Origin of the sequence: Pseudoalteromonas sp. Z9A4 (genome assembly GCF_011378845.1) — a bacterium.
Classification (GTDB): domain Bacteria; phylum Pseudomonadota; class Gammaproteobacteria; order Enterobacterales; family Alteromonadaceae; genus Pseudoalteromonas; species Pseudoalteromonas arctica.
On the sequence record NZ_WTLA01000001.1, the window covers coordinates 377,561 to 391,008 of the forward strand.

The window sequence follows — 13,448 nt, forward strand, 5'->3', positions numbered from 1 at the left end:
TGCGCTCCGGTTACATTCTAAATACGCCAAATTTCGAATCACGTTTTGGTGCGTTGTTCGCAGCCGTTAACGCAAGCCCTAATACATTACGCGTATCGGCAGGGTCTATAATGCCGTCATCCCACAAGCGGGCGCTGGCGTAATACGGATGACCTTGCTCTTCGTACTGATCAATAATTGGCTTTTTAAAGTCACTGATTTCTTGCTCGCTCATGCTTTGACCTTTGCGTGCTAAACCATCTTGTTTAACTTGCGCCATTACACCGGCTGCTTGCTCGCCGCCCATTACCGAAATACGGGCATTAGGCCACATCCACATCATGGTAGGTTCAAATGCACGGCCACACATTCCGTAGTTACCTGCGCCGTAAGAGCCGCCAATAAGTACTGTGAATTTAGGCACATCAGCACACGAAACCGCCATCACCATTTTAGCGCCGTGCTTTGCAATGCCTTCGGCTTCGTATTTTTTACCCACCATAAAGCCAGTAATATTTTGTAAAAACACCAAAGGAATATTGCGCTGAGCACACAGCTGAATAAAGTGCGCGCCTTTTTGCGCCGACTCACTAAATAAAATACCGTTATTAGCCACTATGCCAACAGGGTTGCCATAAATGCTGGCAAAACCGGTGACGAGTGTCTCACCAAAGTAGCGTTTAAATTCATCAAATGATGAGTCGTCCACTGTGCGCGCTATTACTTCGCGTACATCAAATGGCTTTTTAAGGTCGGTGCCTACAATGCCGTAAAGCTCGTTAATATCGTAACGCGGTGGTTTTACATCCTCTAGAAGAGGGGCTGTAGGGCGTGTGTAATTAATTCGCTCAATACACTGGCGCGCAATAGAAAGCGCATGAGCATCATTCTCAGCAAAGTGGTCAGCCACACCCGACACTTTACAGTGCACATCGGCGCCGCCTAGTTCTTCGGCTGTTACTTCCTCGCCGGTTGCTGCTTTTACAAGCGGCGGGCCTGCTAAAAATATAGTGCCTTGTTCTTTTACGATAATGCTTTCGTCTGCCATTGCTGGTACATATGCACCGCCTGCGGTACATAAACCCATTACCACGGCAATTTGTGGAATACCTTTACCCGACATACGCGCTTGATTATAAAAAATACGACCAAAATGCAGCTTATCGGGAAATACATCGTCTTGCTCTGGCAGGTTTGCACCGCCCGAATCAACCAAATAAATACACGGTAAGTGGCAACGCTCTGCGATATCTTGTGCACGTAAATGCTTTTTAACAGTAAGCGGAAAGTACGTACCGCCTTTAACCGTGGCATCGTTTGCAATAATCATGCATTCAATGCCTTTAACACGGCCAATACCGGCTACAACACCGGCGCACGGTATTGCTTGTTCGTACACACCAAATGCCGCAAATTGTGAAATTTCTAAAAACGGTGAGCCTTCGTCAATTAACGTACTTATACGGTCGCGTACAAATAACTTACCACGGCCTTCGTGGCGCTCTTTTAATGCGGCGCCTCCGCCTTGGCTAATAGTGGCTACTTTACTGCGTAAATCATCCACCAGCGTCGACATGTTTTTATGGTTTTGCACAAACGTTGGATCGTGAGGATTAACGCTCGATTTTAAAATCGTCATGGTTTAATCCTTAACGGCTTTCAGTGAAAAGTTCGCGGCCAATAAGCATGCGGCGTATTTCTGATGTACCTGCACCAATTTCGTATAATTTGGCGTCACGCAGCAGGCGGCCTGTGGCGTATTCGTTTATGTAGCCATTGCCACCTAAAATTTGAATCGCATCTAGCGCCATTTTGGTTGCAAGCTCTGCGGCGTATAAAATTGCACCGGCGGCATCTTTACGGGTGGTTTCACCTCGGTCACAAGAGCGAGCTACCGTGTATACATATGAGCGCGCAGCATTCATTTGTGTATACATGTCGGCTACTTTGCCTTGAATTAACTGAAACTGCCCAATAGGGGTGTCAAACTGTTTACGCTCATGAATGTACGGTACTACTATATCCATACACGCTTGCATTATGCCAAGCGGGCCTGCTGCAAGCACTACGCGTTCGTAATCAAGGCCACTCATAAGTACTTTAACGCCTTCGTTTAAGTTACCTAAAATGTTTTCCTCGGGTACTTCACAGTTTTCAAATACTAGCTCACAGGTGTTTGAGCCACGCATGCCCAGTTTGTCGAGTTTTTGCGCCGTAGAAAAACCAGGAAAGTTGCTCTCAACAATAAACGCGGTAATACCTTTAGCACCAGCATCTAAATCTGTTTTAGCGTAAATAACGAGTGTATGTGCGTCTGGGCCATTGGTGATCCACATTTTGTTACCGTTTAAAATGTACTTATCGCCTTTTTTCTCAGCTTTAAGTTTCATTGATACAACGTCAGAGCCTGCATTAGGCTCACTCATTGCAAGGGCACCAATGTGCTCACCACTAATAAGCTTAGGTAAGTATTTTTCTTTTTGAGCTTGTGTGCCATTACGGTTAATTTGATTAACACACAGGTTTGAATGCGCGCCATAGCTTAGGCCAATAGAGGCACTGGCACGGCTAATTTCTTCCATAGCAATAACATGTTCTAAGTAACCTAACCCCGCGCCACCTAACTCTTCAGATACGGTCATACCCAGTACGCCCATTTCGCCCATTTGTGCCCAAAGTTGATTTGGAAAAGCGTTATCTAAGTCAGTTTTTTCAGCAAGCGGGGCAATTTCCTGACTCGCAAAACTGTTTACGTGGTCGCGGATCATATCGGCGGTTTCGCCTAGGCCAAAGTTCATTTCTTTATATAGTGAAATAGTGCTCATGATTCATTCCTGTGTGTCGTCAGTGTGTTGTTATTCTTAAAATAGGCTACTCGTCTATTTTGTTAAGTGTGTCTCTGCAGCGGCGTTCGGCCGTCACTAATTCCATAAGAACAACTTTAATGTCGTCCATTTGTTGAGATAGGTCAGACTTTTTATCAGCTATTAAATCAAGCATGGTAACCAGCTGCTTAGCGCTCGACTTATCAGCGTCGTACAGTTCAAACAAACGGCCGGTTTCGGCAAGCGTAAAGCCCAATCGTTTACCACGTAATATTAGTTTTAAGCGAACTTTGTCGCGTTTTGAATAAATACGGGTTTGACCATTACGCTCAGGTGTTATTAGCCCTTGGTCTTCGTAAAAGCGAATAGAGCGGGTAGTAATGTCAAACTCTTTAGCGAGTTCGCTAATGCTAAATGTTTGTTCATTACTTGCTGGCACCTTGGCAGAGCTTGCAAAGTTTGTTTGATTATCTGGTTTCATAGTTGTATTTACCTCATTCGAATAACCCCAATATAAGTGAAGTTTACGTAAAGGTAAAGCTTGGCGTGATTTGAAACTATTTATAAAGGAGTGTTGGTGTAAAATGTTAAATTATATTATTAATATTCAATGGTTTAATTTCATTTGTTTGATGCAGACTTACGACTGGAAAATAATGCTTACACTTTTAAAACTAAAAATTAAGCTGTTTTTAGTTGACGTTGGCGTAAACGTTAGTATTGTGTGTAGGTATTAAATAATAAATGAATACTAAATTAATAGAGCAAATATACTAACAATTATTTGCATTAAATTACAACGGAGTTAGTTATGACTTTAGAATCAGTGGTAATTGTAGCAGCAAAACGCACCCCAATGGGTGGTTTTATGGGAGCGTTAAGTGATGCGCAGTCTACCGAGCTTGGCGCAACCGCCATTGCCAGTGCACTTGCACAAACTGGTTTAGCTAATGATGCAATAGACGAAGTAATTATGGGTTGTGTATTACCAGCAGGCCTTGGGCAAGCACCCGCACGCCAAGCCATGTTAAAAGCAGGGCTTGCACTTAGCACCGGTGCTACAACAATCAACAAAGTATGTGGCTCTGGTTTAAAAGCGGCCATGCTTGCAAACGATTTAATTAAAGCAGGCTCTATTCAATCTGCTATTGCCGGTGGCATGGAAAGCATGACTAACGCACCGTACTTTATTCCAAAAGCGCGTGGCGGAATGCGTATGGGCCACGGCGAAATAAAAGATCACATGATGAGCGATGGCCTTGAAGATGCTTACGACAACAAAGCAATGGGCTGTTTTGCACAAGACACGGCCGACGAATACGGCATTGGCCGCGAGCAAATGGATACGTTTGCACTGGGCTCATTAAGTAAAGCAAAAGCCGCTATACAAAATGGTAGCTTTGATAACGAAGTTGCGCCGCACACTATGCAAACACGAAAAGGCGATGTAACAGTTTCGATTGACGAGCAACCAGGTAACGCCCGCCCAGAAAAAATTCCAAGCTTACGTGCAGCCTTTAAAAAAGACGGCACTATTACTGCCGCTAATTCATCGTCAATTTCAGACGGTGGCGCAGCGCTTGTATTAATGAGCGAATCAAAAGCAAAAGAGCAGGGCTTAACACCGCTTTGTAAAATTGTAGCGCACAGCACGCATTCTCAAAAACCAAGTGAATTTACAGTAGCGCCAGTAGGCGCAATAAGCAGCGTGCTTGAAAAAGCAGGTTGGGCTGTAAACGACGTTGACCTTTGGGAAATTAACGAAGCATTTGCCATGGTAACCATGCTGGCTATTAACGAGTTAAAACTCGATGAAAGCAAAGTAAACGTAAATGGCGGTGCATGTGCACTTGGCCACCCAATTGGTGCAAGCGGCGCGCGTATTTTAGTCACGCTTATTCATGCCCTTAAAAATCGTGGTCTTAAAAAAGGCATCGCGTCTTTATGTATTGGTGGCGGTGAAGCGGTTGCTATGGCCGTAGAAGCTTACTAATTAGCTATTTAACAGCAACATGAATAGCTAGACGAATGCTTTAACGAATAACTTAATTAACAACTATAAAAGCGCTGCACTAATAATACTAACAAAGCGGCGCTACCAATTTTAAAAGAGAACACACAACTCACACACTAGGATTTAATCATGCACCAAGTACCACTACTTATTAATGGCGAATTTATTCAATCAGCATCCAAAGAGCTTATCGATGTTATAAACCCAGCAACTCAAGAAGTACTTGCACAAGTGCCATGTACCACCGAGTCAGAAATGGACGCGGCAATTGCCTCAGCTTCTGAGACGTTTAAAACATGGAAAGACGTACCCATTACCGAACGTGCTCGCATTATGATGAAGTACGCAGCGTTATTAAAAGAACATCACGATGAGCTTGCTACTATTATTTGTCATGAGCTGGGTAAAACATTTGAAGATGCAAAAGGCGATGTTTGGCGTGGTATTGAAGTAGTAGAACAAGCAGCTAACGCGCCATCATTAATGATGGGTGAAACAATGGAAAACGTAGCGCGTAAAATCGATACGTATTCTTACATGCAGCCACTTGGCGTATGTGCGGGCGTTACTCCGTTTAACTTCCCTGCAATGATCCCACTTTGGATGTTCCCGCTGGCTATTGTGTGTGGTAACACCTTTATTTTAAAACCGTCTGAGCAAGACCCACTTACACCAACGCGCTTAGCCGAGCTATTTATTGAAGCGGGCGCACCAAAAGGCGTATTACAAGTTGTACACGGTACAAAACCACAAGTAGACCGTCTACTAGAAGATAAAGCAGTACGCGCTATTTCGTTTGTTGGTTCGTGTGGTGTAGGTGCTTATATTTATTCTAAAGGCACGCAAAACCTTAAACGCGTTCAAGCGTGTGTTGGTGCTAAAAACCACATGGTTATTATGCCAGATGCAAGTAAATCGCACGTTGTAAACAACCTAGTTGGCGCCTCAGTCGGTGCTGCTGGCCAACGTTGTATGGGTATTTCGGTTGCTGTATTTGTAGGTCAAGCGAGCGAATGGGTAGATGAAATTAAAGCAGGCTTTGAAAATGTACGCCCAGGCGTGTGGAATGATGCAAATGCGGCATACGGTCCACAAACATCAAAAGCAGCAAAATCGCGTATTTTATCGCTTATTGCCGGTGGTAAAGAGCAAGGCGCTACCTGTTTAATTGATGGCTCAGACTTTACGGTTGAAGGGTACGAGCAAGGTAACTGGGTTGGCCCAACGTTATTTACTGACGTAACCAAAGAGATGGATTTATACAAAGAAGAAATATTTGGTCCCGTACTAGCGTGTATGTTTGTAGACACGCTTGATGAAGCAATCGCACTTATTAACGACAGCCCTTACGGTAACGGCACCTCGTTATTTACCTCAAGCGGCGCAGTGGCTCGTAAATTCCAACACGAAATTGAAGTAGGGCAAGTAGGTATTAATGTGCCAATTCCGGTGCCGCTTCCGTTCTTTTCGTTCACTGGTTGGAAAGGCTCGTTTTACGGCGATACGCACACGTACGGTAAGCAAGGTATTCGCTTTTACACAGAAACTAAAACGATTACCTCACGTTGGTTTGAAGACGATATTGCCTCGGGTCCAAACATGAGCATTAACTTAAAGTAATCGTAATAAAAAATGAGTAACTAAAAAACGAATAACTAAATAACTAATAATAATAAAGATGGGCGCGAAGGCTACTTCACACACAACACACATAAGCCTTCGCCGCTCGTCACGATATCCCCGTAACGGGAAAACACACAACAACACACACACAACTAACACAATTAAAGAGGTCTACCATGGACTTTAACTTATCAGAAGATCAGCAAGCTTTTGCGCAAACAGCGCGCCAATTTGCCGAGTCAGAACTCGCACCTTATGCAGCAAAATGGGATCGCGAACATATTTTTCCTAAAGACACGATTAAAGCCGCAGGCGAGCTTGGATTTTGTGGTTTATACACGCCAGAGGAAGCCGGCGGCCTTGGTTTATCGCGTTTAGATTCGAGTATTATTTTTGAACAGCTTGCTATGGGCTGTACAGCAACCACTGCCATGTTGACCATTCATAATATGGCAACGTGGATGGTAGCAAGTTTTGGTACCGATGCAGTTAAAGACCAATACGTAGAGCAATTAGTAATGGGCGAGCTACTTGCCTCTTACTGTTTAACAGAGCCAGGTTCGGGTTCAGATGCAGCATCACTTAAAACAAAAGCCGTGCTTGAGGGCGATGAGTACGTTATTAACGGCTCAAAAATGTTTATATCGGGCGCTGGCGAAACCGAAGTATTAGTTGTAATGGCACGTACAGGCGGCGAAGGCGCAGCGGGTATTTCGGCATTTTTAGTCCCTGCCGATGCAAAAGGCGTTGAATACGGCAAAGCAGAAGAAAAAATGGGATGGAACGCACAACCTACACGGCTAATTAGCTTTGAAGATGTACGCATTCCTGCACACAACTTATTAGGCGCTGAGGGCGAAGGCTTTAAATTTGCAATGCAAGGCCTTGATGGCGGTCGAATTAACATTGCCACGTGTTCAATTGGTACAGCGCAGGCAGCACTCAATACCGCCCGTGAATATTTAAAAGAACGCACGCAATTTGGTAAACCACTCGCTGCGTTTCAAGCGCTGCAATTTAAAATTGCAGATATGAACACCGAGCTTGTAGCTGCGCGTCAAATGGTAAGGCTTGCTGCATTTAAACTTGATAATAACGACGTTGAAAAAACCACTTACTGCGCCATGGCTAAACGCTTTGCTACCGATGTGGGCTTTACCGTGTGTAACGATGCACTGCAAATACATGGTGGTTACGGTTACATAAAAGAATACCCGCTAGAGCGCCATGTACGCGATGTACGCGTTCATCAAATTTTAGAAGGCACTAACGAAATCATGCGCGTAATTATTGCGCGCCGTATTTTAGCAGAGTCAGCAAGCGACGTTTTATAAGGAGCAATGTATGTCAGAATCTAAATCTAATCCAAGTATTGAACTTACAACCGAAGGTCATGTTGCTATTTTAACAATGTCTAACCCGCCAGCAAACACCTGGACAAAAGACACCTTAGTTGATTTAAAAAATATCGTTAACGAGCTAAACAATAATAAAAATATTTATGCATTAGTGCTCACTGGCGAAGGCGAGAAGTTTTTTAGCGCCGGTGCCGACCTAAACGTATTTGCATGCGGCGATAAAGGCGTAGCCGCTGATATGTCGCGTGTATTTGGTGAAGCATTTGAAGCGCTTACTAATTTTAGAGGTGTATCGGTCGCTGCCATTAACGGTTATGCAATGGGCGGCGGGCTAGAAGTTGCCCTTGCGTGCGATTTACGTATAGCGGAAGAACAAGCACAAATGGCATTGCCTGAAGCTAAAGTAGGGTTATTACCGTGTGCGGGTGGTACACAAAATTTAGCTTGGCTTGTAGGTGAAGGCTGGGCAAAACGCATGATTTTATGCGGCGAGCGCTTAAAAGCCGATAAAGCCCTGCAAATTGGCTTAGTAGAAGAAGTAGTACCACAAGGTGAAAGCTTTGCAGCTGCATTAAAACTAGCTAACCAAGTGGTCGATCAAAGTCCAAGCTCAGTAGCTGCGTGTAAAATATTGATTCAAAAAGGGCGTCATCAACCAATGGCAAGCATATTACCCCTTGAACGAGAGTTATTTGTTGGTTTGTTTGATACCGAAGATCAACAAGAGGGCGTAAATGCCTTTTTAGAAAAACGCCGCGCTAACTGGGTAAACGGCTAATGAGTGCTTTAACAGTATTAAATAGCGCCGAAGAGCCTGTAGTATTTGAAACTGCAACCGCAGAAAATGGCAGTTTAATAGGGCTTGTTACACTCAATGCGCCAAAAGCGTTAAACGCGCTTAATTTTGAGATGATCAAATTACTTGAGCCGCAATTGCGAGCTTGGCAAGACGATGATGCTATTGCAATGGTCTTGTTAAAAGGCGCTGGCGATAAAGCATTTTGTGCTGGTGGCGATGTTGTCAGCCTTCATCATGCAATGGCGCAAGGTAAACCAACAAGCTTAGTTGAAGCGTTTTTTACTCTTGAGTACAAACTTGATTACCTTATTCATACCTTTGATAAACCAATTCTTGTTTGGGGTAACGGCATAGTAATGGGCGGCGGTTTAGGGTTAATGGCTGGTGCTAGCCACCGCGTAGTAACTGAAACATCACGCATTGCCATGCCAGAGCAAACCATTGGTTTATACCCAGATGTAGGCGGCAGTTACTTTTTACATAAAATGCCACAAAGCGTCGGGCTATTTTTAGGGTTAACGTCGGCTTCTATTAATTGCGACGACGCGCGTTTTGTATCGCTTGCCGATCACTTTATCGATAGCAACAAATATGATGCCATGCTTGCGCAAATTTTAACTGCCAAGTGGGGAAAAACTGCAAGTCTAAATCATGACAGGTTAACCGATTTGCTCACCGATTTAGACAACCAATCGGCGCGTATGCCCAAAGGCAACGTAAAAGCTAACCTAAAAACGATTCAAAAACTGGGTGAGTTTACAACCTTGCAGGAGCAGGTTGATTATATTTTAGGGCTAACCACTGACGATAAATGGCTACAACGCGCTCAAAAATCACTTAAACATGGCTGCCCACTAAGTTGTGCACTTGTAAGTGAGCAATTAAAAAAAAGCCAAGGCAAAAGCTTATTAACGTGTTTTAAAATGGAACTGGGTATGTCGGTTCGCGCTGGCGAAGTAGGTGAATTTCAAGAAGGTGTAAGGGCGCTACTAATAGATAAAGACGGCTCGCCAAATTGGCAATACAAAACACTTAGTGATGTACCACAAACGATAATAGATAGCTTTTTTGCTAACCGCTTTGGCGAAAATCACCCGCTCAATGAGCTTGCTGTTAAATAAAATTGGTATCTAAAAGGAACAACTATGAGTAAATTAAACATAGGTTTTATTGGTTTAGGTAATATGGGCGGCCCAATGGCGGCTAACTTAATTAAAGCTGGGCATACTGTTAGCGTGTTCGATTTAAACCAGTCGGTCGTAAATATACTTGCAAGCAAAGGCGCAAAAGCAGCGGTTGATGCAAAGCAGTGTGCAACTAATGCTGACGTGCTTATTAGCATGTTACCTGCGGGCAAACATGTTAAGTCGCTTTACTTAGGTAATAACGACGACAGCGGTTTAATTAACGTGCTAAGCAAAAATACATTAGTCATTGATTGCTCAACAATAGATGCAGAATCAGCCCGTGTTGTAGGCAGTGCACTTGGCAAACAAGGCATAAGCTTTGTAGATGCACCGGTGTCGGGCGGCGTTGCAGGCGCAACTGCAGGTACACTTACTTTTATTGTAGGCGGCGAAAAAGCAGCGTTTGATAAAGCAAATACAGTGCTTAGTGATATGGGTAAAAACATATTTCATGCAGGCGATATTGGCGCAGGGCAAGTTGCCAAAATATGTAACAACATGCTACTTAGTATTTTAATGGCAGGCACCAGCGAAGCCCTGCAAATGGGCATAAATAACGGCCTCGATCCTAAAGTACTTAGCGACATTATGACCGCAAGTTCTGGCCGTAACTGGACGCTCGAACTTTACAACCCTTGCCCAGGTGTAATGGATACAGCACCTGCAAGTAACGATTACAAACCAGGCTTTATGGTTGATTTAATGGCTAAAGACTTAGGACTTGCCATGGAAGCCGCGCAGCAAAGTAATTCATCAACCCCTATGGGTTCAATGGCTAAAAATTTATACACTATGCTACAACACCAAGGTGCGGGTAGTGATGACTTTAGTGCCATTTTTAAACTGTTTTCTAAGTAGGAGCAACGCGTGGAAATTAAAAATAACACGGTAGTAATAACCGGTGGCGCACAAGGTTTAGGCTTTGCAATGGCGCAAAAGTTCGCACTTATGGGCGCAAACATTGCTTTAATAGATATGGCGCAAGACTTATTAAACACCGCATGCGAGCAGTTAACGCAGCTTGAAGGTGTCACAGGCAACATTAAAGGTTATGCCGCAAACGTAACAACTGAAAGCGAAGTAGAAAACGTATTTAATACCATTAACAGCGATTTTGGCCACATTGGTGTGCTTATAAACAACGCCGGTATTTTACGCGATGGCATGTTTATAAAGGCTAAAGATGGCAAAGTCGTTAAAAAAATGTCCCTAGAGCAATTTCAATCCGTGATTGATGTAAACCTGACAGGTGTGTTTTTAGCCGGGCGCGAAGCTGCAAGCCACATGATTGAATCAGGCAAAGGCGGCGTAATCGTTAATATGTCGAGCGTAGCGCGTGCAGGTAACATAGGCCAAACAAATTACGCGGCATCAAAAGCTGGCGTAGTGGCACTTACCACCACATGGGCTAAAGAGCTAGGTCGTTTTGGTATACGTGTAGGCGCTATTGCACCAGGTGTAATAAGCACCGCCATGACCGACGCCATGAAGCCCGAAGCCAAGCAACGTATGCTTGCAGTAACGCCAGTAGGGCGCTTAGGTGAAAGCGACGAAATTGCCCATACCGCACAATACATTATCGAAAACGACTTTTTTACCGGTCGCGTGGTAGAAATAGACGGTGGGATTCGTTTGTAAACCGATCTGGATTAAGGTTTATTTAAAAAGCATGGCGCTTGTGGGCTGTGCTTTTTTGTTTTAATTCGGGGAGTTTATAATCTTGAAAAAGTGCTAATAATGGCATTGGCAATTTGTTGTAAAACATGAGTAGGATACCCGTTGAATTAAAACGTAGAACATTCTAACGTTCTAATTAACTGCGTTAAAAACTTCTCATATAGACAAACAATATAACTAAATTTTTGCCTTGTTACTGAGATATTTATAATCTTGAAAAAGGGCTAATAACACCGTTGGCACCTTGTTGTAGTACATGGGTATATATTTGTGTAGTACGCACATCACTATGACCTAGCTGTGTTTGTAATGTGCGGATATCAGCGCCGCTTTGCAGCAAATGCGTAGCGAAAGAGTGACGCAAAGTATGTGGCGTAACGTGTTTATTAATTTCAGCTTTTGTTGAAGACAGTTTAACTGCCTTTCTTACCCCTGAATGATCTAAGTGGTGACGTCTTATTTCTCCTGTTTCAGGGTCTGTACTTAATTTATGTGATGGGAACAAAAACTGCCATTGTAAAGACTTATTAGCGCTTGGGTATTTTTTACTAAGTCGATGAGGCATCCATACACCGGCGTACGCATCATTTTTTAAATCTAACTGTAAATATTCATCAACTTGAATTATTTGATTTCTTAGCATTGGTATTAATTCTTCAGCAAGTGTCACAATACGATTTTTATTACCCTTACCGTTCCAAATGCGTATGTTTTTATAGTCGAAGTCAATATCTTGAACTCTTATTTTTACTGCTTCCATCAGCCGCAAACCACTTCCATATAGCAGGCTTGCTATCAAATAATGTCGTTTATTTATATTTCTAAAAAATAGCGATACCTCAGTTTGTGTAAGTACGACAGGAAGTTTCTGTTGGCGGTTACTTTTAACGAAATTTAAATCTAATGAGAGCTCATTCTTGATAATATGTTTATATAAAAAAGCAAGTGCATTTAAAGCGGTTGCTTGTGTTCTCGCTGCCACTTTTTTAGTGACTGTTAAGTGATTTAAAAATATTTCAACTTCATTATTGCCCATACTGGTAGGGTGCCGCTTATTATGAAAATGGATATAGGCAGTAATCCAAAATACATAAGTTTCAATAGATTTTTTAGCATAGTGATGGCTATACATATAGTTGATAATACTATTAAGAAAAGGGGATTTAGTTTTCATTTTAAATCTCAGTTAACTGTATTTATATACAGTATTGGCGTTTTTCCTCCTAAGTCAAGAAATGAGGACATTTTCCTCTTTTCTGCATTTTAATAAAAGAACAGCCTGACTTAAAGTTTAAAGCTGGCAATGTGTTACAGGATTTGTTATTAATATTAAAAATAATTAAGAGGACATACATTGCTCATAAAAAGAGGAAAGTGTCCTCTGATAAAGCTGTTATATTTTTTTGATGTTGGAGTATTCAAATGGCTCAAGGCAACAATAAGAAATTACTAACCAAAAAGGTTCGTAAAGGTGACAAAGGTTACCCTATAGCAACGATAGCTTTTTATGGTCCAAACAATGATCTTGCATCAAAAGCAGTATGCGCAATTATAATGCATGAAGGTGCAGAAACAAAACCAATGAAAAAGTGGTTTTCTTCAACAGACTTGAGAAAATCAGAACAGGTTATGAGTGAAATGTTGAATTTCATTGATGCAAACGGAGCTAAATCCGTTAGCATGATCCAAGAGGTAATAGGTTGCCCTCATGAAGAAGGAATTGATTATCCTGTAGGTGACTATTGTCCTGAATGTAATTATTGGAAAGGCCGAGATAGATTCAGCGGCGAGATGGTGCATTAAAAATATAACAAGGGTTTTCAAGTCGGACAAATTACAGTTGGCTTTTTGTTCGTGCCTCACTTATTTTAGCCAACTGCAATTTGCCGCTTAAAACGGCGTTGAGGCTGTAGAATTACTCTTTTTAGGAACGTATCCAACTATTTTTTTGTTGGTTGCTTTTTAACCTTGAATCCATCTGTTCGC

General features: G+C 42.6%; 12 protein-coding genes. 8 read left to right on the forward strand and 4 right to left on the reverse strand.

Annotation, left to right across the window (positions count from 1 at the left end):
- Nucleotides 1-10: 10 nt before the first annotated feature.
- The 3 genes from GQR54_RS01555 to GQR54_RS01565 are packed head-to-tail and all read right to left on the reverse strand — an operon-like array spanning nt 11 to nt 3,285.
- Nucleotides 11-1,618: a carboxyl transferase domain-containing protein gene (locus GQR54_RS01555; protein ID WP_166376334.1), complete on the reverse strand. Its 1,608-nt coding sequence runs from the start codon at nt 1,616-1,618 to the stop codon at nt 11-13.
- 10 nt (nt 1,619-1,628) lie between these two features.
- Nucleotides 1,629-2,804, reverse strand: coding sequence for an isovaleryl-CoA dehydrogenase (locus GQR54_RS01560; protein ID WP_166376335.1), 1,176 nt, complete (start codon nt 2,802-2,804; stop codon nt 1,629-1,631).
- 46 nt (nt 2,805-2,850) lie between these two features.
- Nucleotides 2,851-3,285, reverse strand: coding sequence for a MerR family DNA-binding transcriptional regulator (locus GQR54_RS01565; protein ID WP_166376336.1), 435 nt, complete (start codon nt 3,283-3,285; stop codon nt 2,851-2,853).
- 330 nt (nt 3,286-3,615) lie between these two features.
- On the opposite strand from GQR54_RS01565, the gene GQR54_RS01570 reads away from it, so the two are divergent.
- From GQR54_RS01570 to GQR54_RS01600, 7 genes are all read left to right on the forward strand, one after another.
- Nucleotides 3,616-4,797: an acetyl-CoA C-acyltransferase gene (locus tag GQR54_RS01570; protein WP_166376337.1), complete on the forward strand. Its 1,182-nt coding sequence runs from the start codon at nt 3,616-3,618 to the stop codon at nt 4,795-4,797.
- 150 nt (nt 4,798-4,947) lie between these two features.
- Nucleotides 4,948-6,438, forward strand: coding sequence for a CoA-acylating methylmalonate-semialdehyde dehydrogenase (locus GQR54_RS01575; RefSeq protein WP_166376338.1), 1,491 nt, complete (start codon nt 4,948-4,950; stop codon nt 6,436-6,438).
- A gap of 179 nt (nt 6,439-6,617) precedes the next feature.
- Entirely contained in the window at nt 6,618-7,775 is a 1,158-nt protein-coding gene (locus GQR54_RS01580) for an acyl-CoA dehydrogenase family protein (protein ID WP_166376339.1), read from the forward strand.
- Nucleotides 7,776-7,785: 10 nt separating this feature from the next.
- The gene (locus tag GQR54_RS01585) at nt 7,786-8,577 is read left to right on the forward strand and encodes an enoyl-CoA hydratase (protein ID WP_166376340.1); all 792 of its coding nucleotides are present in this window, start codon (nt 7,786-7,788) and stop codon (nt 8,575-8,577) included.
- Nucleotides 8,577-9,719: an enoyl-CoA hydratase/isomerase family protein gene (locus GQR54_RS01590; RefSeq protein ID WP_166376341.1), complete on the forward strand. Its 1,143-nt coding sequence runs from the start codon at nt 8,577-8,579 to the stop codon at nt 9,717-9,719. Before GQR54_RS01585 ends, GQR54_RS01590 begins: the two co-directional genes overlap by 1 nt.
- A gap of 24 nt (nt 9,720-9,743) precedes the next feature.
- Nucleotides 9,744-10,643 carry a 3-hydroxyisobutyrate dehydrogenase gene (gene mmsB, locus GQR54_RS01595; RefSeq protein ID WP_166376342.1) on the forward strand — a complete coding sequence of 300 codons (900 nt, stop codon included), beginning with the start codon at nt 9,744-9,746 and terminating at the stop codon, nt 10,641-10,643.
- 9 nt (nt 10,644-10,652) lie between these two features.
- Nucleotides 10,653-11,423, forward strand: a complete 771-nt coding sequence (locus tag GQR54_RS01600; protein ID WP_166376343.1) for an SDR family oxidoreductase — start codon at nt 10,653-10,655, stop codon at nt 11,421-11,423.
- Between the two features lie 244 nt (nt 11,424-11,667).
- Here GQR54_RS01600 and GQR54_RS01605 read toward each other — a convergent pair whose 3' ends face one another.
- Nucleotides 11,668-12,636: an integron integrase gene (locus GQR54_RS01605; RefSeq protein ID WP_166376344.1), complete on the reverse strand. Its 969-nt coding sequence runs from the start codon at nt 12,634-12,636 to the stop codon at nt 11,668-11,670.
- Nucleotides 12,637-12,884: 248 nt separating this feature from the next.
- On the opposite strand from GQR54_RS01605, the gene GQR54_RS01610 reads away from it, so the two are divergent.
- Nucleotides 12,885-13,265: a hypothetical protein gene (locus tag GQR54_RS01610; RefSeq protein WP_166376345.1), complete on the forward strand. Its 381-nt coding sequence runs from the start codon at nt 12,885-12,887 to the stop codon at nt 13,263-13,265.
- Nucleotides 13,266-13,448: the final 183 nt, after the last annotated feature.